The sequence below is a fragment of the Bradyrhizobium sp. USDA 4451 genome, assembly GCF_054822585.1.
In genome coordinates this window covers 5,687,398-5,710,337 of record NZ_JBTRCH010000001.1, presented here as the reverse complement: position 1 = coordinate 5,710,337, position 22,940 = coordinate 5,687,398, and the positions used below count along the sequence as shown (strand labels likewise).

Below are 22,940 nucleotides of genomic sequence, written 5' to 3'. Positions count from 1 at the left end.
CTTGACGTTCGGCTTGGCATTCGGCTTGGCATTCGGCTTGGCGTTTGTTCCGGCACTCGTCCTGGGTCTGCTGAGCTGGCTCGGCCCCGCGGCGGCGGCCGAGAGCTATGCCCTCGCGATGCATGGCGCGCCCGCGCTGCCGGCCGACTTCACCCACCTGCCCTATGCCGATCCGGATGCGCCCAAGGGCGGCCGCCTGGTGCTGAGCCCCCGGGAGGGCACGTTCGACAGCCTCAATCCCCTGATCGTCAGAGGTCTCGCGGTGCAGCAGCTCAGGGGCTACGCCTATGAGCGCGGCTATGTCTACGAAAGCCTGATGGTGCGGAACAATGACGAGCCGTTCACGCTGTACGGCCTGCTCGCCCGCAGCGTCGAGACCGACGACGCCAGAAGCTATGTGACATTCCATATCGATCCCCGCGCGCGCTTCTCCGACGGGCACGCGGTCACGGCCGACGACGTGGTGTTCTCGCTCGAACTGCTGCGCGATAACGGCCGTCCGCTGCATCACCAGTATTATTCGAAAGTCGCAAAGACCGAAGTGCTCGACCCGCTGACGGTGCGGCTCGATTTCGGCGGCGTCGCGGACCGCGAATTGCCGCTGATTCTCGGCCTGATGCCGATCCTGCCGCGCCATGCCACCGACGTCGCCAAATTCGAGGAGACCACGTTGGCGCCGCCGATCGGCTCCGGTCCTTACCGCGTTGCGGAGGTCAAGCCCGGCGCCAGCGTGAGCTTCACCCGCAATCCCGATTACTGGGGGCGCGATCTGCCGGTGAACCGAGGCCTGTGGAATTTCGACGAGATCAGGCTCGATTACTACCGCGACGCCAACGGCCAGTTCGAGGCGTTCAAGCGCGGCCTGTACGACTTCAGGACCGAGCCCGAGCCGCTGCGCTGGCACGAGGGCTACGACTTCCCGGCGATCAAGAGCGGCGACGTGATCCGCGATCCCGTCAAGATCGGCACGCCGGCACCATCAGAATATTTGGTGTTCAACACCAGGCGGCCGAAATTTGCCGACATCAGGGTGCGCCAGGCGCTGCTGATGCTGTTCGATTTCGAATGGATCAACCGCAACTACTATTTTGAACTGTATTCGCGGGCCGGCGGCTATTTCGCGGGTTCGGAATTGTCCGCCTATGGCCGCCCCGCCGACGATCGCGAGCGCGAGCTGCTCAAGCCGTATCTGTCGCACATTGCCCCCGACATCCTCGAGGGCCGCTACCACCTTCCCGTCACCGACGGCTCGGGGCGCGACCGCAGCGTGCTGCGCGACGCGCTCAAGCTCCTGGCGGACGCCGGCTATGCGCTCGACGGCACGGTGTTGAAGCAGCGATCGACCGGGACGCCGCTCCGCTTCGAGATCATGGTCACGACCCGCGAGCATGAGCGGATCGCGCTGGCCTATCAGCGCGACCTGAAGCGGGCCGGCATCGACGCCGCGGTGCGGGTGGTCGACGCGGTGCAGTTCGAGCAGCGCCGCGTCGCCTATGACTACGACATGGTCCCGATCCGCTGGGACCAGTCGCTGTCGCCCGGCAACGAGCAGTGGTTCTACTGGGGCAGCCAGGCCGCCGACGTTCCGGGCACCCGGAATTACATGGGCGCCAAGGATCCCGCCATCGACGCCATGATCGCGGCGCTGCTGGCGGCGCGGGAGCAGCCCGCCTTCGTCTCGGCGGTGCGTGCGCTGGACCGGGCCTTGATGTCGGGCTGCTACGCTATCCCCCTATTTAACGCGGGAGAGCAATGGAACGCGCGCTGGAATCGGATAGAACGGCCTTCGACCAATGCGCTGACGGGCTACCTGCCGGAGACCTGGTGGCAGAAACCCGGCGCGCAATCCCGATGATCGACCAGGCGACGCGGCATGACCCGGTCCGATCGAAGCGATGCAACCGACGTTGAACCTGTGAACCAGTCGATCACCTCGCCAACGCTCGATACGCTGTTCAAGCGCACCTTGGCGCGGCAACCCGATGCGCTGGCGCTTGTCGATCCGCTCAACAAGCAGCGTGTCACCGGCCAGACCCGCAAGCGCCTGACCTATGCCCAGGCCGACCGTGCGATCTCGGCGATCGCGGCCCACTTCGTCGAGAACGGATTGCCGGCCAATACGGTGATCGCCGTTCAGCTGCCGAGCACGATCGAGTTCGCATTGACGGTGCTGGCCGCCCATCGCGTTGGCCTGGTGGTGGTGCCGCTGCCGCTGCTGTGGCGGCAGGCCGAGCTGACGTCGGTGCTCAACCGCACCGCGGCGCGGGCGATCGTCACCTGCGGCAAGATCGACGGCGTCTCCTATGCCGACATCGCGATGAACGCCGCGGCCGAGGCGTTCTCGATCCGTCACGTCTGTGGCTTCGGCACTGACCTGCCCGAAGGCATGGCCTCGCTCGACGAGGCGATCCTGCGGGACTCCAGGACCTCGCGCCCGATGATCCAGGACGGCCGCAAGCCGGCGCTGATCTCCTTCGACGTCACCAGCGACGGCTTTCGTCCGGTGCCGCGGGCGCATTTCGGCCTGATCGCCGGCGGGCTCGCGATGTCGCTGGAGAGCGATCTGGCGCAGGGCGCGACCATCATGGCGGCGTTGGCGCCGATGTCGTTTGCCGGCATCTGCTCGACGCTGGTGATCTGGCTGCTGTCGGGCGGCACGCTCGTCATGCATCATCCGTTCGACGAGGACGCGTTCGAGACCCAGTTCAACGACCACGCCTGCGACACGCTGATCGCGCCGGCGCAACTCGCGCTGCGGCTCGACGAGCGCGGCCTGTCGGAGCACCTGCCAAGCCTGCGCAACGTGATCGGCCTCTGGCGCACGCCGGAGCAGGTTGCCTCCAGCGCGCACTGGACCTCGCGGCTTGTGAGCATGACCGACGTCTACCTGTTCGGCGAGGCCGGGCTGTTCGGCGCCCGCCGCAACGCCGAGGACGGCGCGCCGGCCGCGATCAAGCCGGGTCCGCACAGCGCGCCGCGTGAAGCGCCCGGCGCATCGATCGCCGGCGAGATCCTGCTGACGCCGAAGGGCACGCTCGGCCTGCGCGGCCCGATGGTGCCGGTCGCGGCCTACGCGCCGCCGCCTCCGCCGGCCGACACCCTGATCGCACCGCCGCCGCGCGATTACGTCGACACCGAATATGCAGCGCGGGTCGATCGCGCGACCGGCGCCATCAACATCACCGCCCCGCCGTCGGGGGTGATGACCGTCGGCGGCTACCGTTTCCATGCCCAGGAGTTGCAGGAATGGTCGCGCCGCCTCGGCCAGGGCGCGCTGCTGACGGCATTGCCGGACCGACTCAGCGGCCACCGGCTGGCCGGACGCGCCCAGGACAATGCGCGGGCCCGCGACGCCCTCACAGAACTTGGGCTTAACCCATTGATGGTCGAGGCTTTTCGCGACCGCAACGGCGCCGGAATGAGTTAAAATCTTATCATTGCGTTAGTCTTAGCATTGTGTTGACGCCGCATTAAGCCATGCCCACTAGCATCGCAGCCGTTGCTGTTCCTGAGCATTGGTTTCGAGCGTTCGAATGTCTCAACAAGGTCCGGTCCTCATCGTATCGGCGTCGGCAAAGCCGCCGTTCGCCGCGGCCCTCGATGAGACGAAGCTGTTCCCGGTCGTGGTCACCGACTGGAACGAGGTCGGACGGGCCATCGAGCAGGTCAAACCGGCGGCGATCATCGCGGCTGCCGAGGGCGTCGACTTCGTCACGCTGACCGGGCTGGCCAAGCGCGCTGCCGCCCGCGCGCCCTATCTGCCGCTGATCGCGATCGATCCGGCGACCACCCTGCCCGACACCGTGATCGCGTTCTTTCAGAAGAAGGGACTGCCGGACCGCCTGGTCGCCCGGCTCAACGCCTCCTTACGGGTTCGCGCGCTGCATGCGACCGTGATGCGCCGCCTGGTGCCGCCGGCCCCGATCGCGATGTCCGATATCGATCCCATCGGCGAAGCCACTGCGCTGTTGATCGGCCGCGGTGGCGCCTACCCGACGCTGTCGGTCGCGCTCGGCGAACGCGCCGGCGTGGTCGGTGCGCTCAGCATCGAGGCCGCCGCCAAGCATCTCAGTAGCCGCGACATCGACGGCATCGTACTGGCCGAAGGCTTCACGCCGCGCGTGATGGATGCGTTCCTGACCGTGCTGACCGAGGACGTCCGCTTCCGCCCGTTGCCGGTGATCGTCGCCTCGGGCGAGCTGACGCCGCGCTACGAATTGCCCAATCTCGAGATCGTCACGGCCGGTCCGACCCGCGTCGCCGACATGGCGCTGCCGATGATCCGCCAGCATGCCTTCGAGGCGCGGCTCGGCCGCATGCTCAAGGCGATCGACGCCAAGGGCCTGCTCGATCCGCGCACTGGCCTGCTCACCAAGGCCGCATTCGAGCGCGACTTCGCAACCGCCGTCTACCAGACCTCCGAGCGCGGCGGCGCGCTCTCGGTGGCCCGCTTCACCTTCGACACCACGCAGCCGCGCGCGCAATTCGACGGCGCGCGGATCATCAGCCGGCTGATGCGCCAGGCCGACTTCGGCGCGGTATATGACGACCGCTCGCTCGTCGTGGCCTTCGCCGGCACCGACCAGCGCAACGCCCAGGCGATCACGCGGCGCCTGGCCAGCGTGATGCGCCACACCCAGAACGGCCGCCGCGACATCAGGGCCGAGCCCGCCGTCAGCGTCGCAACGCTGCTGCCGGGCGATTCCGCCCAGTCGCTGCTGGGACGCTTGTTCGGGACACCGGAGCGCGCGGCGTCGTAACGCCGAGATCGCACCACAACGTCATTGCGAGCGAAGCGAAGCAATCCATCTCTCCGCGCTCGCGGGAGGACGGATTGCTTCGTCGTTCCGCTCCTCGCAGTGACGCGGAGAAAGCTGTCTCACATCAGGGACCTCAGGAAGAGGAAGCCGGACGGCAGGGCTCACTAGCTCGCTCGGCGCCCTTGCGCGACATGAATCCACATCTCGAAAAACTCGTGCTTCGAAAGCCGCTTAAGATGGTCAAAATGTTCGATCATGCCGCTCTCCATGAGCACTTTGCGGGCTTGCTCCGACAGGATTTGGGGATTTGCAATCTGGAGCCAATACTGAAAGGCTAGCAACTCGGTGGCGATCTTTTCACCGCACAGCTCCACGCCGTGGACCGCATAGAAAATCAGGATTTGAGTTAAGCCCGGCGTGAAGGCGAAAGAATCGTCCGGGTCTCGGTCAGCGTGCTTGAAGAAATTGGCCGGTTCCTTGAAATAGCGGATGAATTTGCTTCTCTCCCCCGGCTTGATACTTTTGGAATCGAATAGCAAATCCTCTCGGTCGGGATTGCGAGCCTTGCTAACGGCGTGGATGACTTCGTAAGCCGCAAACGCGAGGGCGTGAGTTGAGACGGGATCGATATCGTAAAACCACATCCTGATAGCGGTCTGAAGCTGTCTCTGGGCAGCATCGATCTTATTGATTTGAAGCGTTCGATGGTCGTCAGTCATGGCGGAAGAGAAGTCCTAGGTTGCAATGTTCCGAGACGCGGCCCGCGAAGCAGAGGCCATCGATCCCGAAGACGCATTCAACGCAACACTGAAGAACCTTGGCCAAAGCTCAACGCGGCCAGAAGATGCCGCCATCGGCGGATGACGGCGAAACCGATATTTCCCGTCGTCAAAAGCCAAAGTCGAGTTGATCAGGCGATGACCGTAGGCTCATCCGGTGCCACGATGCGCGATGTGAACTGCACACGCGTTCGTAGCGCCCTTCACGCCAACGCCCATACGAACTGACAAACACGTCCTTTGGACCTTCGCCATGTCTGATCATGGCCAAGTCCTTTCTGTTGCGCGGGACATACTGCCCGCAGGCTCACTCCCTCGGCTTACGCGGGAGCGCGCTGTGGCAACCTCCCGCCCTGCCAGGCCGGATCACAGAAGGGTGCCGATGGCGGCAAACCCTAGTTGACCCTGAGACGAGTGTTCTAGGGGGCACTTAGACTTGTTGAGTCGACCTTCGCTGACAAGGCCGTGTCTATGAAATCCACAATTGCCCTCACGCCGCCTTCTTGCTTTCCGCGAGGTTGGCGAGCTGGCGCAGGATCTCGGTCGTGCCGGCGAGCCGCTCTTCGGGCGTGTCCCACTCCTGGAAGAACACCACCTTCATGTCGGGCCGCACCTTGGCGGCCTGGCCGTGCTGGCGGATGAACGTCACCAGCCGCTCCGGATGCGCAAAGCTGTTGTCGCGGAACGCGATCACGGCGCCCTTCGGGCCGGCATCGACCTTGCCGACATTGGCGCGGCGGCAATAGGCCTTGATCGCGGCGACCTTGAACAGATAGCGGACTTCGTCGGGCAGCACGCCGAAGCGGTCGCGCATCTCGGCGGCGAAGGCGTCGATGTCCTCGTCGGTGTCGAGATCGGCGAGCCGGCGATACAGCGACAACCGCACGCTGAGGTCGTTGACATAGTCCTCGGGGATCAGCACCGGCATGCCGATCGTGATCTGCGGCGACCAGCGGTCGGCAGCGGGCTCGGCGACGCCGGCCTTGAGGTTGACGATCGCCTCCTCGAGCATCGACTGGTACAGCTCGAAGCCGACTTCCTTGATGTGGCCGGACTGCTCTTCGCCGAGCAGATTGCCGGCGCCGCGGATGTCGAGGTCGTGCGAGGCGAGCTGGAAGCCGGCGCCGAGCGTCTCCAGCGATTGCAGTACTTTCAAGCGCCGCTCCGCCTGCGCCGTGATCTTCTGCTGCGCCGGCAGCGTGAACAGCGCATAGGCGCGCAGCTTGGAGCGGCCGACGCGGCCCGCGCAGCTGATAGAGCTGAGCGAGGCCGAACATGTCGGCGCGGTGCACGATCAGCGTGTTGGCGTTCGGGATGTCGAGGCCGGACTCGACGATCGTGGTCGACAGCAGGATGTCGTATTTGCCGTCGTAGAACGCCGACATGATGTCCTCGATCACGGTCGGCGGCATCTGGCCGTGGGCAACCGCGACCTTCATCTCCGGCACGTTCTTGTCGAGGAAGTCCTTGACGCCGGCGAGGTCCTCGATCCGCGGCACGACGTAGAACGCCTGCCCGCCGCGGTAGCGCTCGCGCAGCAGCGCTTCGCGGATCATCAGCGGATCGTGCGGCGCGACGAAGGTGCGCACCGCGAGGCGATCGACCGGCGGCGAGGCGATGATCGAAAGTTCGCGGACGCCGGTCAGCGCCAGCTGCAGCGTGCGCGGGATCGGGGTCGCCGATAGCGTCAGCACGTGGACCTGGGCGCGGAGCTGCTTCAGCCGCTCCTTGTGGCTGACGCCAAAGTGCTGCTCCTCGTCGACGATCAAGAGGCCGAGGTCCTTGAACTTGATCGCCTTGCCGAGCAGCGCGTGGGTGCCGACGACGATGTCGACGCTGCCATCGGCGAGTCCCTTTTTGACCTGGTTCAACTCCTTGGTCGAGACCAGCCGCGAGGCCTGCGCGACATTGACCGGGAAGCCTTTGAAGCGCTCGGTGAAGGTCCGCGAATGCTGCCGCGCCAGCAGCGTGGTCGGCACCACGACCGCAACCTGTCGGCCTTCGAGCGCCACGGCGAACGCCGCGCGCAGCGCCACCTCGGTCTTGCCGAAGCCGACGTCGCCGCAGATCAGCCGGTCCATCGGACGGCCGATCTCGAGATCCTTCAAGGTCGAATTGATCGCCCCGAGCTGGTCCTCGGTCTCGTCATAAGGGAAGCGCGCGCAGAACTCGTCATAGACGTGCGGCTGCAGCGGGAATTTCGGCGCCTCGTGCAGCTGCCGCTCGGCGGCGATCTTGATCAGCTCGCCCGCGATCTCGCGGATGCGGTTCTTGAGCTTGGCCTTGCGCGCTTGCCAGCCGCCGCCACCCAGACGATCGAGCTCGACATTGGCGCTGTCGGAGCCGTAGCGCGACAGCAGCTCGATGTTCTCGACCGGCAGGAACAGTTTTGTCTCCGCCGCATAGTGCAGCTCGAGGCAGTCATGCGGCGCACCGGAGACTTCCAGCGTCTGCAGGCCCACGAAACGGCCGATACCGTGCTCGACATGCACGACGAGATCGCCGGTCGCCAGGCTCGTCACCTCCGAGATGAAATTGTCGAGCTTGCGGCTCGCCTTGCGCGGCCGCACCAGGCGGTCGCCGAGAATGTCCTGCTCGCTGATGACGGCGTATTCGTCGGTCTCGAAACCGGATTCCATGCCGAGCACGGCCAGCATGGTCTCGTTGCGTGGCGTCGCCTGCACGATCCGCCAGGTGTTGACGCTCGTGGTGTTGAGCAGCTTGTGGTCGCGCAGCATCGCGCCCATGCGGTCGCGCGAGCCCTCGCTCCACAGCGCGACGACGACCTTCTTGCGTTGCGATTGCAGCGCGCCGATGTGGCCGACCACGGACTCGAACACGTTGATGTTGCTGTCGGCGCGCTCCGGCGCGAAATTGCGGCCCTGCCGCGCGCCGGCATCGAACACATCGGGCGAGCCCTCGGGCACCGCGAACGGCGTCAGCCGCGCCAGCGGCGCCTCGCCGAGAAGCCTGCTCCATTCGGCCTCGGTCAGATAGAGCTTGTCCGGCGGCAACGGCTTGTAGATCGCGCCGCTGCCGGGATGCTCCAGCGCCTCCCGCCGCGCGTCATAGTAATCCGCAATCTGCGTGAAGCGTTCGCGCGCGGCGTCCTCGCCCTGCGGCTCGATCGCAATCGTCGCGCCGTCGAGATAGTCGAACAGCGTGTCCATCTGCTCCTGGAACAGCGGCAGCCAGTGCTCCATGCCGGGATGGCGCCGTCCCTCCGAGACCGCCTCATAGAGCTGGTCGTCGCGCTCGGGCGCGCCGAAGGCCGCGACATAGCCCATGCGGAAGCGGCGGATGGTCTCGGTCGTCAGCTGGAACTCCGAGACCGGCACCAGATCGAGGCCGCGCATGTCCAGATGCGTGCGCTGGGTTTCGGAATCGAAGGTGCGGATCGATTCCAGCGAGTCGCCGAAGAAGTCGAAGCGCACCGGCTGCTCGAGGCCGGCCGGAAACAGATCGAGGATACCGCCGCGGACGGCGTATTCGCCGGGCTCGCGCACCGTGGACGATCGGGTGTAGCCATTGTGCTCGAGCCATGCGACGACCGAGTCCATCGGCACCACATTGCCGGGCGCAACCGACAGCGCCTGCGCGGCGACCTGGCCGCGCGCCGGCACGCGCTGCACGGCGGCGTTCACAGTCGTGAGCACGATCAGCGGCTTGTCACTGCCGACCAGCCGCGACAGCTTGGCCAGCGCAGTCAGGCGCTGCGCCAGGATGGCGGAATGCGGCGAGACGCGGTCATAGGGCTGGCAGTCCCAGGCCGGAACCTGCATCACGGCGATGTCGGGCGCGAAGAACTCCAGCGCGCGGGCGAGCTGCTGCATCCGCGCGCCATCGCGGCATACCACGGCAAGGCTGACCGCCGACCGCTTCGGCTGCGCGGCGATGGCGCGCGCCAGGTCGGAGATCACGAGCCCCTCGGCGCCCTCGGCGACGTTGGCGATGGTCAGCACCCGGCCGGGCGCGAGCATCGCGGCCGGTGATTTCATCGGCTGCTTCATGCGCTGGGATCCGCGATCCGGAACGCCTTGATGCGGGCAAACAGCGCGGTGGCGTATTCTGAAGGCAGCAGCTTGTCGCCGGTCAGCGCGGCATAGAGGTCGGGATCCGGCACCTCGATCAGATGCTCGAGCTCGCCGAGTTCCTGATCGGACAGGCCGGCGATCTCGGCATCGGCAAACCGGCCGAGGATCAGGTCCATTTCCCGGGTGCCGCGGTGCCAGCAGCGAAACAAAAGCCGCTTGCGGCGGTCATCGAGCCCGTGGCTCGATCGTGTCGATCCCGTCATGTCCCAAATCCATTCGAACGCCAAAAGCCCGGACGTGCCGGGCGGGCTTGATATAGCGACGGCGGTGCCCGATGTCAGCCCTCATTCGCCGTCTTTTGAGGCTTCCTTGCGCGCATGACGTGAGTCGTGTGTAAAGGACGCCGATGCGCCCAACCCTGCTCAATCCGCTGTTCGCCCCGGTCACGACGCTTTCGGGTGTCGGCCCGAAGCAGGAGAAGCTGTTGCGCTATCTGCTCGACCGCAGCGAGACGCCGCGGCTGGTCGACCTGTTGCTGCATTTGCCGGCGAGCGTGATCGATCGCCGGACGCGGCCGAAGATCCGCGATGCCGTGGTCGGAACCATGGTGACGCTGGAGGTCACCGTCGACCGCCATCGCCCGCCGCCGCCGCGCAATTCGCGCGCGCCCTATCTGGTCTATGCCAGCGACGATACCGGCGATGTGGTGCTGACCTTCTTCCGCGCCCAGCCCGGCTATGTCGAGAAGCTCTTGCCGGTCGGCGAGAAGCGCTACGTCTCCGGCACGCTTCAGATGTATGACGGCATCCCGCAGATCGTGCATCCCGACCGCGTCGTCGACGAGGCCGGCTTTGCAAAACTCTCCGGCATCGATCCGGTCTATCCGCTGACCGAGGGGCTTGCGATCGGCTCGCTCCGCCGCGCCATCGCGCAGGCGCTGACCAAGCTGCCGGAGCTGCCGGAATGGATCAGCCCCGAGGTGCTGCGCCGTTGCAACTTCCCGCCGATCCGGGAGGCGCTGACCCGCGTCCATGTTCCGGTCGAGCTGACCGACATCCTGCCCGACGGCCCGTTCTGGTCGCGCCTGGCGTTCGACGAGTTGCTCGCCGGCCAGCTCGCGCTCGCTTTGATCCGCGCCACGCTGCGCCGCCCGGCGGGGGTGCGCAACGCCGGCGACGGCCATCTGCGCCGGAAGATCATCGACGCCCTGCCCTATGCGCTGACCAGGTCGCAGCAGGAGGCGGTCGCGGCGATCATCGCGGACCTGCAACAGCCGGTGCGGATGCTGCGCCTTGTGCAGGGCGACGTCGGTTCCGGCAAGACCGTGGTGGCGCTGCTGGCCGCCGCCGCCGTCGCTGAGGCCGGCAAGCAGGCCGCGCTGATGGCGCCGACCGAAATCCTGGCGCGCCAGCACATCAAGACCATCGCGCCGCTCGCGGAGAGCGCCGGGATGCGGGTTGCGATCCTCACCGGCCGCGAGAAAGGCAAGGAGCGCCGCGAGCTGCTGGCGCGGCTCGAGGCCGGCGAGATCGACCTCCTGGTCGGCACCCATGCGCTGATCCAGGACGACGTGATCTACAAGGCCCTGGCGCTCGCGGTGGTCGACGAGCAACATCGTTTCGGCGTGCGCGAACGCCTTGCGCTGACCTCCAAGGGCGAGGCCGTCGACGTGCTGGTGCTGAGCGCGACGCCGATCCCGCGCACGCTGGTGCTGACCTATTTCGGCGACATGGACGTTTCGGAGTTGCGTGAGAAGCCGGCCGGACGCCAGCCGATCGAGACCCGTACCGTGTCGATGAGCCGGATCGAGGACGTCATGGATGGCGTCGGCCGCGCGCTCGGCGCCGGCAAGCTGGTCTACTGGATCTGCCCGCTTGTCGACGAGTCCGAGGCCGAAGGCACCGAGCATCTGACCAACGCGACCGAGCGTTTCGAGAGCCTGCAGCAGCGGTTCGGCGATCGCGTCGGCCTGGTGCACGGCCAGATGAAGGGCACTGAAAAGGATCGCGTGATGGCGCAGTTCGCCGCGCACGAGATCGGGCTGCTGGTCGCGACCACGGTGGTCGAGGTCGGTGTCGACGTGCCGGCGGCGACCATCATGGTGATCGAGAACGCCGAGCGCTTTGGTTTGGCGCAGCTGCATCAGCTGCGCGGCCGCATCGGCCGCGGCTCGGAAGCGTCGACCTGCCTGCTGCTCTACAAAGAGCCGCTGGGCGAGATGTCGAAGGCGCGGCTCAAGGTGATCCGCGAGACCACCGACGGATTCCGGATCGCGGAAGAAGACCTCAAGCTGCGCGGCGAAGGCGACGTGCTCGGCATCCGCCAGAGCGGCCTGCCCGGCTACCGCATCGCGCGTTCCGAGGTGCACGGCCAGCTCATCACCCAGGCCCGTGACGAGGCGCTGCGGATCATGAAGGACAATCCGAAGCTGAAGGGCGACCGCGGCGAAGCGCTGCGCGTTCTGCTCTACCTCTACGAACGCGATGAGGCCGTGCCGCTGATCGGCGCGGGGTAGCCGTCTTCTGCCGTCATTGCGAGCGGAGCGAAGCAATCCATCGCTCCGCATATGCGGAACCATGGATTGCTTCGTCGCTTCGCTCCTCGCAATGACGGTGTATACTTGCAGGTGGGGACCATCATGAAACAACCGTGCGTCTACATCTTCGCCAACAAGCGTCACGGCACCATTTACACCGGCGTCACCGCCAATCCGCCCAAGCGTTCATTTGAACATCGCGAGGGCTTGGTGAAGGGCTTCTCGGCGAAGTACGGCTGCAAGCTGCTAGTCTGGTACGAACTGCACGAAACCATGTACGACGCGATCACGCGAGAAAAGCAGATCAAGGCCGGCAGCCGCGCGAAGAAGATCGCGCTGATCGAGGCACAGAATCCAGATTGGAGCGACCTCTACGACACGCTGATCTAGGTGTACTCGCCGCCCCTCGCCACCGTCATTGCGAGCGGAGCGAAGCAATCCATCGCTCCGCATATTCGGAACCATGGATTGCTTCGTCGCTTCGCTCCTCGCAATGACGGGGATGGAGTGGCGGCTTCCTACTCGACTTTGGCCGGCGCCGCCGGCTGCAGCGAGGCCTGGTTGGCCGTACCCTGGTTGGCAATGCGCGCGGCATTGGCCATGCCGGCGAGTGCCGCGGCGCGCTTCTGGTCGGTGGAGCCGGGCTGCACCACGCCGGCCGACATGATCAGCGTCGCGGCATCCTCGGTGCTCATCTCGATCTCGATGATCTTGCTCTTCGGCACGTAGAAGAAGAAGCCGGTGGTCGGGTTCGGCGCGCAGGGCAGGAACACCGAGATATGCTCCTCCTCGCCGGGCAGGCTGGCCGCGAGCTCGGCGTTCGGCGCCTGCGAGATCAGCACGATCGACCACATGCCGGGCGAAGGAAACTCGACCAGGCCGACGCGGCGGAAGCTCGAGCCGTTGCCCGAGAACAGCGTCTCGAACACCTGCTTCAGGCCGCGATAGATCGCGCGCACCGCAGGGATCCGGCCGAGCAGCCGCTCGCCCAGATCGACCAGGGTGCGGCCGATCAGATTGGCGGTGAGGAAGCCGAGCAGCGTCAGCGCGATGACCGCGACGATCAGGCCGGAACCGGGCAGCCCGAACGGCAGATAGGTTTCCGGCCGGTAGGCCGTCGGCACGAACGGGCGGACCAGATTGTCGACCCAGTTCACGAACCACCAGGTCAAATACAGGGTGATCGCGACCGGCCCGGCCACCACAAGGCCGGTCAGGAAATAGGTGCGAAAACGCGCCATCAGCCCGCGGGGGGCATCCGGGGGCAATTCACCCGTCGAGGCGGGAGGCACTTGGTTGGAAGTCATTGCGGTTCCAGGGTCGTCGAAGCGGCCGTAGTCCACCACCCAGCTAAGCCATTCCGGCGCATTTTTGAAGGGCCGCGTACCGGCCCCGCTTGCGACTATTCGACCGTGACCGATTTGGCCAGATTCCGGGGCTGATCGACGTCGGTGCCCATCACCACGGCGGTATGATAGGCGAGCAGCTGCACCGGGACGGCGTAGACCATGGGCGCGAAGGTCGCCCCCATGTCCGGCATCACGATCGTCACCAGCGACTGGATGGTGGCCTCCGCGGCGCCCTTGGCGTCGGTCATCAGGATGATCTTGCCGCCACGGGCGGCGACCTCCTGCATGTTGGAAACGGTCTTCTCGAACACCTTGTCGTGGGGTGCGATCACCACGACCGGCATGTGCTCGTCGATCAGCGCGATCGGCCCGTGCTTGAGCTCGCCGGCGGCATAGCCCTCGGCATGAATGTAGGAAATTTCCTTCAGCTTCAGCGCGCCTTCCAGCGCCAGCGGATAGCTGGTGCCGCGGCCGAGATAGAGCACGTCGCGCGACTTCGCGATCTCGCGCGCCAGTTTCTCGATCTGCAGCTCGGTGGTGAGCGCTTCCGACATCAGCCGCGGAATTTCGACCAGGCCATGCACCAGCTTGGCCTCGTCGGCATCGGACAGCTCGCCGCGCGCCTTGCCGGCGGCAACCGCGAGCGAGGCCAGCACCATCAGCTGGCAGGTGAACGCCTTGGTCGAAGCGACGCCGATCTCGGGACCGGCGAGCGTCTGCAGCACGGTCTCGCTCTCGCGCGCGATCGTCGAGGTCGGCACGTTGACGACCGAGAGCGTGTGCGCGCCCTGCGACTTGGCGTAGCGCAGCGCCGCCAGCGTGTCGGCGGTTTCGCCGGACTGCGAGATGAAGATCGCGAGGTCACCCTTGCGCAGCGGCGCTTCGCGGTAGCGGAATTCGGAGGCGACATCGAGCTCGACCGGCAGCCGCGCCAGCCTCTCCAACCAGTATTTCGCGACGAAACCGGCATAGCTCGCGGTGCCGCAGGCCGTGATCGAGACGCGCTGGATATCCTTGAAGTCGAACGGCAGCTTGACCGGCATGGTGACGCGCTCGGTCGCCATGTCGACATAGCGGGCCAGCGTGTGCCCGACCACTTCCGGCTGCTCGTGGATCTCCTTGGCCATGAAGTGGCGGTAGTTCGCCTTGTCGACCAGCGCCGTCGCGGTGGTGTGCTTGATCGCCTCGCGGTGGACGATGGCGTTGTCCTTGTCGAAGATCGTGGCGCCCTTGCGGTTCAAGACCACCCAGTCGCCGTCCTCGAGATAGCTGATCGTGTCGGTGAACGGCCCGAGCGCAATTGCATCCGAGCCGAGATACATCTCGCCGTCGCCATGGCCGATCGCGAGCGGCGGGCCGTTGCGGGCGCCGATCATCAGATCGTCATGGCCGGCGAAGATGAAGCCGAGGGCGAACGCGCCGCGCAGCTGCGACAGCACCGCCCTCACCGCCTCGACCGGCGCGACGCCGCCCTTGAGCAGATCGTCGACCAGATGCACCACGACCTCGGTGTCGGTCTCCGTCGAGAACACCGCGCCCTTGGCTTCGAGATGGTCGCGCAGCTCGCGGAAATTCTCGATGATGCCGTTATGCACCACGGCGACGCGTTCGGTGGCGTGCGGATGCGCGTTGTTCTCGGTCGGCCGGCCATGGGTGGCCCAGCGGGTGTGGCCGATGCCGGTATGGCCGCCGAGCGGCTTGGCTTCCAGCCGGGCCTCGAGATTTTTCAGCTTGCCCTCGGCGCGGCGCCGCGCCAGGCCGCCGTTCTCCAGCGTGGCGACACCGGCGGAATCATAGCCGCGATATTCGAGCCGCTTGAGCGAATCCACCAATTGCTCCGCGACCGGAGCGCGTCCAAGAATGCCGACGATGCCGCACATGCGGTTCAATGTCCCCAAAATCGCCGAAAATTTGCCGAAGCGGCGACACGGTCCCTTAACGGGAATCGCCGGCCGCGCGATACTCAATAATTATTGCCGATTGCGACAATCTTAAACGGCCGCATCGATGCGAAAGGCTGGTTAATCGGGGCTAACCATTTTGGCAAGAGTGCGTCGGCAGGCGCTCTCGTCGGCAGCCCGGCTTGAGCCGTCGTGCGTCTTCCGGAACAGCCTTACCAGCTGTCCGGTCTCTGTCCATTGGTAGAGCCGCGCGGGCGCTGAAGTGAGTCACCAGACCGCAAAAGATTCCGGTCGGAATGGTCGCGGCATGTTTGCGCATGATGTGTGTGTTGCACCACCGCCGCCTAAGACCGATGCAAACCACCGCCGACAAACGCTGCAAGCCGCGTCAACGCCTCGTTAACGCCTTTCGGAGAGGGTGCCGCCGCCGGAGGTACCCTGATGCAAACCACGCACGATCGTGAGACGCCGCGACTGGATGTGCTCGCGGAACTCGACATCCTCGACACGCCACGCGAGCTTGCCTTCGACCGGTTGACCGGACTATGCCGGAAGATCTTTCGCGTACCGATGTCGACGCTGACGCTGATCGACGGCCATCGGCAGTGGTTCAAGGCCTCTGAGGGCATGCAGGATCGCGAGACCGCACGCGGACCGGCGCTCTGCAACATTGCGATCGCGCAGGACCACCCACTCGTCATTGCGGACACGCTGCGCGACCCGCGCGTCGCCGACAACGTCTTCGTGCACGGCAAGCCCCATATCCGTTTCTATGCCGGCGCGCAGCTCAAGATTTCAGGCGCGGTGGTCGGGACATTGTGCGCGATGGATACCAGCCCGCGCGACTTCGATGCCGACGCCATCAGCATGCTGTGCGATCTTGCGGCCATTGCCGTCGACGAACTGATGCTGCGTAACCTGTCGATGCAGGATGGCCTCACCGGCTGCTCGTCGCGGCGTGCCTTCCGCGGCGAAGGCGAGCGGCTGACCGCGCTGGCCGGGCGGCATCTCAGTCCGCTTGCCTGTGCCGTGCTCGATGTCGATCACTTCAAGTCGGTCAACGATACCTACGGCCATGCCGTCGGCGACATGGTGCTGGCCGCGGTCGCGGACGCTGCACGTTGCGCGCTGCGCAGCTCCGACACGATCGGCCGGCTCGGCGGCGAGGAGTTCGGCATCCTGTTGCCGCACACCGGGCTCGACCAGGCGATGGGCGTGCTCGAGAAGGTGCGCGCCGCCGTCGCCGCGACCCGGATCGAGACGCCGGCCGGCACGATCCGCGTCACCTGCAGCCTCGGCGGCGCGGCCCTGTCGCCAGGCAATTGCTTCGACGACATGCTGCGCAACGCCGATCTTGCGATGTACGGCGCCAAACAGGGCGGCCGCAACCAGGCGCTGGCCTGGGTGGATCGTGCGCCGTCGATTGCGCCGACCGCGCGGCGCGTGTTCAAGGCCGGTACGATCAGCTTCAATGCCGGCCATTCCACCATCGACTGTACGGTGCGTGGACTGTCGCGCCAGACGGCGACCATCGAGGTGCTGTCCACGTCCGGCATCCCCGATCAGTTCAAGCTCGCCATCGCCGCCGACGCGCTGTCGCGGGCCTGCCGGATCACGGGCAAGGCCGACAACAGGATCGAGGTCGCCTTTACCTGAGGAGCGCCTTTGGAGTGTGGAAGCCAGTCGGCGCAAAGTAGCCAACCTCTCTCCGTCGTCATTCCGGGGCTCGCCAACGGGTCCGCGCAAAGCGCGGCCCGATGACAGGCTAAGCGAGAGCCCGGAATCCATTTCACCAGTTGCTCTGACGTCCGATGGATTCCGGGCTCGCGCCAAGAGGCGCGCCCCGGAATGACGAGTGGTTGCCTCAATGTTCGACCAGATAGAGCCGCCAGCGCTCCGGAACGCCCTTGAGCTGGTGCGGGCCGCGGTCCTTGAAGCGGATTTCGGACTTCGCCATCAGATCCCTGACCGCGCTCGAGACGAGCACCTCGCCGGCCCGCGCCTTCGCTGCGACACGCGCGCCGATGTGAAACGCAAGACCGATCACCTCCGCCCCGCTCACCTTGTATTCGCCCGCATGCAGCCCTACCCTGATCTCGAGCCCGAGCGTGCGCACGGCGTCGCGGATTGCGGTCGCGCAACGGATCCCGGCCGCCGGCGCGCGGAACGTCGCCAGCAGACCGTCCCCCGTCGTCACGACTTCCTTGCCCCGCATGGCCTTCAGCTCCCTGCGCACCGCGACGTAGTAGTGATTCATCACCGTCGCCCAGCGCGTATCGCCGAGCCGCGCGGCCTTTTCGGTGGATCGGACGATGTCGACATAGAGGATCGTGGCGAGCGCCTGTTTGAGTTGTGAGTCCCGATCGATGGTCGGGCGCCGATTCGCGATGTTTCCGGTCAGAGGCTCATAGCGATGGCTGCGCCGCCGCGCGATGGCGGCCTTGGTGTAGTCCTGGGCACGCGGCACCGTACGGCAGCGAATGGTTTTTTCCTGCGGCGGAAACGTCCAGTAGACCTTTCGCCCGGCTCCAGCGCCGTGAACCTCCACCGCGCCCCACTTCAGGAACACCGTCGATCCGGTCCGTCGAATGCACCAGGCCTTCGACGTGTATCCCGACACGTTCGATTGATGGACTCCGATGCGAAGGAATTTGGGCATGAACGTCCGGCCGGTCGAACGAGCGCTTGAGGCTTACTCGTCGAGCGTAATCAGACATTCCCGCGTTGGCAACAGGAGTGGTTCACAGAAGTGTTTCGCCGGCGACCGGCAGTTGCGCAGACGCTCGAATCGGTGTCAGGCGCGAAACATGCGACCGCTCTGGAGCCTGATGAGTTCGCGCCCCTGCTCGTTCGATCCGGCGTCGGCATCGATGGCAGGCATTGCCTCGTCTTGCGCTTCCGCGATGGGCTCATCGCGAAATCGTGCCGGGGTCAGCCGGCTGCGGTCGACCGTCAAGCCGAAGATGTCGAAGCGGTTGTAATAGCCGACCACGTCGTGAAACTGCTTCGGCTCGACGCAACGATTGAGATCGATCTCCGCATAGGCGATGCCCTCCTGGTCCTGCAATTCATCGCCGAACACGACCCCGGTCGGATCGACGAAGAAGCTCGCGGCGCGCGGCGTCCGGTCGATCACGTCGGCGATGCTGCTGTCGCGTTCGATGAGGAAGCTGCGCATCGCCGCGTCCATGTAGCCGGCGGTCACGATTCCGAACACCTTGGCTTCGAAGCAGTGGGCGCTGGCGCGGATGCGGTTGGCGGCGACATTGTCGAAATTGCCGCCGCCGGCCGGACGCCGGGTCGGCCACATCGGCGGCCAGCTCGAGATGTGCACCTGTTCGCCCTGCGCCATCAGCGCGAAGCGCGCCAGCGGATTGGTATTCTCGCCGCAGATCAACCCGCCGATCCGGCCCTGCCGCGTCTCGGCGACCTGAAGGCCCGCGCCGTCGCCCGACGACCACACCAGTTTCTCATAGAAGGTCGGAACCAGCTTGCGATGATGGACCAGGATGTCGCCGGTCTCGCCGATCAACAGGTTTGAATTCCACAGCCCGCCGACGCTGACGGCCGAACGCTCGCTGATGCCGATCGAGACTGTGACGCCGAGGGCGCGCGCCTCGGCGCACAGCTGCGCGACTTCAGGTCCGTCCGCCAGCACGGATTGCTCAGCCATGCGCACGAACAGGTCGTGATTGTCGATCGGAGGCCACAGCGCGGCCCAGACCGGAAAGGCGGGAATGTAGGTTTCGGGAAACGCGATCAGCTCGGCGCCGGCCCTGGCCGCCTCGCGGATGATGGCGATCGCCTTCTCGGTGGTGGCCCGGCTGTCGAGGAAGACGGGCGCGGCGTGGACGGCAGCAGCCTTGAAACGAGGGAGCATCGTGAAAATCCCGGCTAGGATGAGGGGAGCGAAGCGGTATCATCCCGGCCTTGGCGGCATGCATGGGAATTGTCGCAAGGCCGGTTGCGAAGGATCGGAGCCGCCGGGCGCTGGAACGAGAATTGCTTTGCTGACTGACGAGGGGCCGCAATCCGGAGGCAGGTCATGTTCGATACGATCAACTGGGACGATTTGCGGGTGTTTCTCTGCGCCGCCCGCGCCGGCAATTTGAGCCAGACAGCCAAGCGGCTGCGGCTGGACCATTCCACCGTCAGCCGGCGCATCGCCCAGATGGAAGCCTCGCTCGGGATTGCGGTGTTCGAACGTCACCGCACCGGCCTCAAGCTCAACGACGTCGGCGAGCGGCTGCTGCGGCATGCCGAGCGGGTCGAGAGCGCTGTCATCGCCATTCGCGAGGAAGCCAGCGCCAGCGATACCCAGGAGCTCGCCGGGACGGTGCGGCTCGCGACCATGGAGGGGATCGCCTCGCTCTATCTGGCGCAACGCTTCGCCAAGCTGCGCCGCAGCGCGCCGCAACTCTCCGTCGAGCTCGTCACGTCAGCCCAGACGGTCTACGTCCACAAGCGCGAAGCCGACCTGTTCGTGTCGTTCTTCCGGCCGCCCGGTCCGGGCCTGATCTCGGAGCGCATCGGCAAGTTCCGGCTCGGGCTGTTCGCGAGCCAGGACTATCTCGACCGTCACGGCATGCCGGCAAGCCTGCGCGACCTCGGGGATCATTGGTTCGTGTCCTATATCGAGGATCTGGTCCAGGTCGACTCGGTGCGCTGGCTCGCCGACGTCATCGAGGAGCCGAAGGTCGCCTTCCACTCCAACAGCATGATCGCGCAGATGAATGCGGCAGCAGGCGGCCTCGGCATCGTGATGCTGCCGAGCTTTGCCACCAATAACCGGCCCGACCTCATCCCCGTTCTGCCAGCCCTCGCCAGCACCGCTCGCGAGGTCTGGCTCAATGTGCACAGCGACCTGCAATTTGCCCCGCGCATCCGCGCCGTCCGCGCGTTCCTGAAGAATACCCTGAAGCAGGACCCCGACATGCAGGTCTCGCTGGCCGACGCCGTGCCGCAGCCGCGCACAGCAGATTGCAAAAATCCATAATTCCCTTCCATCGGAGCCCGGCTGAAGCTTGCCCGATCGGCGCAAGGCGTTGCGCGCTGAAGGTTTGATGGGGGCCGATATGAACGCGATGAGTCCGGGCAATGCCAAGGCGACGCCGAACGGCGTTGCACTTGCCAAGCGACTTGCCAAGCGACGGTTGACCGTCGCGCTCATCCTGAGCGCTGCGATGATCGTGATCTATTTCGGCTTCATGGCGCTGTTCGCGTTCGACAAGCCGCTGCTCGGCACTATCCTGGCGCCCGGGCTGTCGCTTTGCATCGTGCTCGGCCCGCTCGTCATCATCTCGTCCTTCGTGCTCTGCCTGATCTACGTGCTGTGGGCGAACCGGGTGTTCGACGCCGGCATCCGCGACCTTCGCTGAAGAGGCAGAGCAGATGGGCAGCAGCACGCTTTCGATCGGGTTCTTCTTCGCCTTCATGGCGTTGACGCTGGCGATCACCTATTGGGCCGCGCGGCGCACGCGCACCACCGAGCACTTCTTTGCCGCCGGCGGCCAGGTTACGCCATGGCAGAACGGCTGGGCGCTGGCGGGAGATTTCCTGAGCGCCGGCGCGCTGCTCGGCATTGCCGGCATCGTCACCTCGAACGGCTTCGACGGCATGATATATTCGATCGGATGGCTGGTCGGCTGGCCGATCATCCTGTTCCTGATCGTCGAGCCGTTGCGCAATGTCGGCCGCTTCACCTTTGCCGATGTGGTGGCCTATCGCCTGCGCCAGCGCCCGGTGCGGCTCGCCGGTGCGGTCGGCACCCTCGCCGTCATCCTGTTCTACCTGATCGCCCAGATGGTCGCGACGGGATCGCTGATCAAGCTGCTGTTCGGCCTGCCCTACACCTGGTCGGTCGTCGTGGTCGGTAGCATGATGCTGGTCTATGTGCTGTTCGGCGGCATGCTGGCGACGACCTGGGTGCAGGTGGTGAAGGCCGCGCTGTTGATGGGCGGAGGCATCCTGCTCGCCTTCCTGGTGCTGACCCATTTCGACATGAACCCGCTGAAGCTGTTCGCCGCGGCGTCCGAGAAATACGGCAGCAGAGTCCTGCAGCCGGGATCGAAGGTGGTCTCGGGACAGTGGGACGCGATCTCGCTCGGGCTCGGCCTGATGTTCGGGACCGCCGCGATGCCGCATGTGCTGATGCGGGCCTACACGGTGAAGGATGCCAAGGCCGCGCGGCTGTCGATCCTCTATGCCACCGGCCTGATCGGCGTGTTTCACCTCATGGTCTTCATCATCGGCTTCGGCGCGATGGTGCTGGTCGGTCCCGAGGCGGTGGCAAAGGCCGGAGGCGGCGGCAACATGGCCGCACCCCTGCTCGCACTCGCCGTCGGCGGCAATGCGTTCTTCGGCTTCATCTGCGCGGTCGCGTTCGCGACCATGCTCGCCGTCGTCGCCGGGCTGACGCTGTCGGGCGTCGCCACGCTTTGCCACGACGTCTGGGCCAATGTGATCCGCAACGGCAGCGCCTCGGAGGCCGAGCAGCTCAAGGTCGCGCGGATCGCGACCGTCATGATCTCGATCTTCGCCATCATTCTCGGCATCGCATTCGAAGGCCAGAACGTCGCCTTCATGGCGGGGCTCGCGTTCTCGGTCGCCTGCGCCGCCAATTTCCCCTCGCTGGTGCTCGCCATCACCTGGCGCCGCTTCACGACGCCTGCGGCGGTCGCGAGCATCCTGGTCGGCACGCTGAGCTCGCTGGTGCTGATCTATCTGTCGCCGACCATCCAGGTCGACATCCTCGGCAAGCCGCTGGCCGCGATCGAGCATCAATGGTGGTTCGTGTCGCTGCGCAATCCGGCGATCATCAGCATGCCGCTGTCCTTTGCGGTCGCGATCCTGCTGTCGCTGGTCACGCGGGAGAAGAATGCCGATCTCGCCTTTGACGAGATGCAGCAGCGCATCCTGCTTGGACCGGTCCAGCCAAGCGCCAACGAGCCCGCCCGGGCGAAGAGCGCGGCCTGAGCCTGTCGGCAATCCCGATCGCGTAGCCGGCGCGGACGTCCATCTGTGACGCGAACGGCATCGGAACTTTTCTCTCCGTCGGGATTTTTGCTGTTTTGGGGCAGCGAACGTCAGCATTGGAGAGAGGAGAGCCATGAAGCGGCGACGCCGGGTTAAGCAGATTTTCCCCCTTGAAGAACGCCTCGCCCAGGAAGCCAAAGCGCTGCGCAAACGGGCTAAGGCGCTTCCGCCCAGTCGAGAGCGAGAAGCATTGCTGAGGAAGGCGCGACACGATGAGACCACGGCTCATTTGACGGAATGGCTGATGTCATCAGGCCCACGGGGCCCGATCTAGGACGGGACGACATGCCGGCGAACCACCACCATATCGACGGAGTGGAAATCGCCTTTGTCTGCGCCGCGGCGGTGTCCTTTGTGACCCTGATCGCAAGCGTGGCTTGGCTCTTGGTTTGGTGAAATCCCGCTCCCCGTGATTCAAGCTGCAAAACCGGCCATTCGCCCGAACGCCCCGGCTCGGCTGGCGGCTGTGCTTGGCAGATGATCGCTTGTGGAGGATGCCGAGCCTGCCGCTGATGGCAGCCTCAATGCGTCCGACGGATGAGCTAT

General features: G+C 65.7%; 15 protein-coding genes and 1 pseudogene. 9 read left to right on the top strand and 7 right to left on the bottom strand.

Annotated features, from left to right (window positions below):
- The first annotated feature begins 118 nt into the window (after window positions 1–118).
- The 3 genes from ACVMB0_RS26300 to ACVMB0_RS26290 all read left to right on the top strand — a co-directional run bounded on the left by ACVMB0_RS26300 (window position 119) and on the right by ACVMB0_RS26290 (window position 4,760).
- Window positions 119–1,855 carry an extracellular solute-binding protein gene (locus ACVMB0_RS26300; RefSeq protein WP_461349714.1) on the top strand — a complete coding sequence of 579 codons (1,737 nt, stop codon included), beginning with the start codon at window positions 119–121 and terminating at the stop codon, window positions 1,853–1,855.
- Between the two features lie 18 nt (window positions 1,856–1,873).
- Window positions 1,874–3,427, top strand: coding sequence for an AMP-binding protein (locus tag ACVMB0_RS26295; protein WP_461348153.1), 1,554 nt, complete (start codon window positions 1,874–1,876; stop codon window positions 3,425–3,427).
- A 106-nt stretch (window positions 3,428–3,533) separates the two neighbouring features.
- Window positions 3,534–4,760, top strand: a complete 1,227-nt coding sequence (locus ACVMB0_RS26290) for a GGDEF domain-containing protein (RefSeq protein ID WP_461348152.1) — start codon at window positions 3,534–3,536, stop codon at window positions 4,758–4,760.
- Between the two features lie 164 nt (window positions 4,761–4,924).
- Here the strand turns inward: ACVMB0_RS26290 and ACVMB0_RS26285 are convergent, their stop codons facing one another.
- From ACVMB0_RS26285 to ACVMB0_RS26275, 3 genes and pseudogenes are all read right to left on the bottom strand, one after another.
- Window positions 4,925–5,479: a hypothetical protein gene (locus ACVMB0_RS26285; RefSeq protein WP_461348151.1), complete on the bottom strand. Its 555-nt coding sequence runs from the start codon at window positions 5,477–5,479 to the stop codon at window positions 4,925–4,927.
- Between the two features lie 550 nt (window positions 5,480–6,029).
- Window positions 6,030–9,549: pseudogene (gene mfd / locus ACVMB0_RS26280) on the bottom strand (transcription-repair coupling factor).
- Entirely contained in the window at window positions 9,546–9,836 is a 291-nt protein-coding gene (locus ACVMB0_RS26275; protein ID WP_456754817.1) for an FAD assembly factor SdhE, read from the bottom strand. Before ACVMB0_RS26275 ends, mfd begins: the two are co-directional and overlap by 4 nt.
- A gap of 143 nt (window positions 9,837–9,979) precedes the next feature.
- Here ACVMB0_RS26275 and recG point away from each other — a divergent pair, with 143 nt between their 5' ends.
- Together recG and ACVMB0_RS26265 are read left to right on the top strand one after the other, a co-directional pair.
- Window positions 9,980–12,088, top strand: coding sequence for an ATP-dependent DNA helicase RecG (gene recG, locus ACVMB0_RS26270; RefSeq protein WP_461348150.1), 2,109 nt, complete (start codon window positions 9,980–9,982; stop codon window positions 12,086–12,088).
- Window positions 12,089–12,211: 123 nt separating this feature from the next.
- Window positions 12,212–12,499, top strand: coding sequence for a GIY-YIG nuclease family protein (locus tag ACVMB0_RS26265; RefSeq protein WP_461348149.1), 288 nt, complete (start codon window positions 12,212–12,214; stop codon window positions 12,497–12,499).
- A 128-nt stretch (window positions 12,500–12,627) separates the two neighbouring features.
- Here the strand turns inward: ACVMB0_RS26265 and ACVMB0_RS26260 are convergent, their stop codons facing one another.
- A complete protein-coding gene (locus ACVMB0_RS26260; RefSeq protein ID WP_461348148.1) occupies window positions 12,628–13,416 on the bottom strand; it encodes a DUF502 domain-containing protein in 789 nt (262 codons plus the stop codon).
- Window positions 13,417–13,511: 95 nt separating this feature from the next.
- Window positions 13,512–15,338 carry a glutamine--fructose-6-phosphate transaminase (isomerizing) gene (gene glmS / locus ACVMB0_RS26255; RefSeq protein ID WP_456754822.1) on the bottom strand — a complete coding sequence of 609 codons (1,827 nt, stop codon included), beginning with the start codon at window positions 15,336–15,338 and terminating at the stop codon, window positions 13,512–13,514.
- A 462-nt stretch (window positions 15,339–15,800) separates the two neighbouring features.
- Here glmS and ACVMB0_RS26250 point away from each other — a divergent pair, with 462 nt between their 5' ends.
- Window positions 15,801–17,015 (top strand): sensor domain-containing diguanylate cyclase, encoded by a 1,215-nt coding sequence (locus ACVMB0_RS26250; protein WP_461348147.1) that lies wholly within the window; start codon window positions 15,801–15,803, stop codon window positions 17,013–17,015.
- A gap of 208 nt (window positions 17,016–17,223) precedes the next feature.
- Here ACVMB0_RS26250 and ACVMB0_RS26245 read toward each other — a convergent pair whose 3' ends face one another.
- Together ACVMB0_RS26245 and ACVMB0_RS26240 are read right to left on the bottom strand one after the other, a co-directional pair.
- Window positions 17,224–18,018 carry an adenylate/guanylate cyclase domain-containing protein gene (locus ACVMB0_RS26245; RefSeq protein ID WP_461348146.1) on the bottom strand — a complete coding sequence of 265 codons (795 nt, stop codon included), beginning with the start codon at window positions 18,016–18,018 and terminating at the stop codon, window positions 17,224–17,226.
- Between the two features lie 135 nt (window positions 18,019–18,153).
- Window positions 18,154–19,239: a carbon-nitrogen hydrolase family protein gene (locus ACVMB0_RS26240; protein WP_461348145.1), complete on the bottom strand. Its 1,086-nt coding sequence runs from the start codon at window positions 19,237–19,239 to the stop codon at window positions 18,154–18,156.
- A gap of 165 nt (window positions 19,240–19,404) precedes the next feature.
- Here ACVMB0_RS26240 and ACVMB0_RS26235 point away from each other — a divergent pair, with 165 nt between their 5' ends.
- From ACVMB0_RS26235 to ACVMB0_RS26225, 3 genes are all read left to right on the top strand, one after another.
- Window positions 19,405–20,355 (top strand): LysR family transcriptional regulator, encoded by a 951-nt coding sequence (locus ACVMB0_RS26235; protein ID WP_456754826.1) that lies wholly within the window; start codon window positions 19,405–19,407, stop codon window positions 20,353–20,355.
- A 79-nt stretch (window positions 20,356–20,434) separates the two neighbouring features.
- Window positions 20,435–20,737 carry a DUF485 domain-containing protein gene (locus ACVMB0_RS26230; protein WP_461348144.1) on the top strand — a complete coding sequence of 101 codons (303 nt, stop codon included), beginning with the start codon at window positions 20,435–20,437 and terminating at the stop codon, window positions 20,735–20,737.
- Window positions 20,738–20,750: 13 nt separating this feature from the next.
- On the top strand, window positions 20,751–22,334 hold the full coding sequence (locus tag ACVMB0_RS26225) for a solute symporter family protein (protein ID WP_461348143.1): 1,584 nt from the start codon (window positions 20,751–20,753) through the stop codon (window positions 22,332–22,334).
- Window positions 22,335–22,940 lie beyond the last annotated feature (606 nt).

Excerpts from the sequence above, each read along its gene's own strand:
- ACVMB0_RS26240 (WP_461348145.1), bottom strand. The coding sequence starts at position 19,239 with ATGCTCCCTCGTTTCAAGGCTGCTGCCGTCCACGCCGCGCCCGTCTTC.
- ACVMB0_RS26250 (WP_461348147.1), top strand. The coding sequence starts at position 15,801 with ATGCAAACCACGCACGATCGTGAGACGCCGCGACTGGATGTGCTCGCG.
- glmS (WP_456754822.1), bottom strand. The coding sequence starts at position 15,338 with ATGTGCGGCATCGTCGGCATTCTTGGACGCGCTCCGGTCGCGGAGCAA.
- ACVMB0_RS26245 (WP_461348146.1), bottom strand. The coding sequence starts at position 18,018 with ATGCCCAAATTCCTTCGCATCGGAGTCCATCAATCGAACGTGTCGGGA.
- ACVMB0_RS26295 (WP_461348153.1), top strand. The coding sequence starts at position 1,874 with ATGACCCGGTCCGATCGAAGCGATGCAACCGACGTTGAACCTGTGAAC.
- ACVMB0_RS26300 (WP_461349714.1), top strand. The coding sequence starts at position 119 with ATGCATGGCGCGCCCGCGCTGCCGGCCGACTTCACCCACCTGCCCTAT.
- ACVMB0_RS26265 (WP_461348149.1), top strand. The coding sequence starts at position 12,212 with ATGAAACAACCGTGCGTCTACATCTTCGCCAACAAGCGTCACGGCACC.
- recG (WP_461348150.1), top strand. The coding sequence starts at position 9,980 with ATGCGCCCAACCCTGCTCAATCCGCTGTTCGCCCCGGTCACGACGCTT.
- ACVMB0_RS26275 (WP_456754817.1), bottom strand. The coding sequence starts at position 9,836 with ATGACGGGATCGACACGATCGAGCCACGGGCTCGATGACCGCCGCAAG.
- ACVMB0_RS26225 (WP_461348143.1), top strand. The coding sequence starts at position 20,751 with ATGGGCAGCAGCACGCTTTCGATCGGGTTCTTCTTCGCCTTCATGGCG.
- ACVMB0_RS26285 (WP_461348151.1), bottom strand. The coding sequence starts at position 5,479 with ATGACTGACGACCATCGAACGCTTCAAATCAATAAGATCGATGCTGCC.
- ACVMB0_RS26235 (WP_456754826.1), top strand. The coding sequence starts at position 19,405 with ATGTTCGATACGATCAACTGGGACGATTTGCGGGTGTTTCTCTGCGCC.
- ACVMB0_RS26230 (WP_461348144.1), top strand. The coding sequence starts at position 20,435 with ATGAACGCGATGAGTCCGGGCAATGCCAAGGCGACGCCGAACGGCGTT.
- ACVMB0_RS26290 (WP_461348152.1), top strand. The coding sequence starts at position 3,534 with ATGTCTCAACAAGGTCCGGTCCTCATCGTATCGGCGTCGGCAAAGCCG.
- ACVMB0_RS26260 (WP_461348148.1), bottom strand. The coding sequence starts at position 13,416 with ATGACTTCCAACCAAGTGCCTCCCGCCTCGACGGGTGAATTGCCCCCG.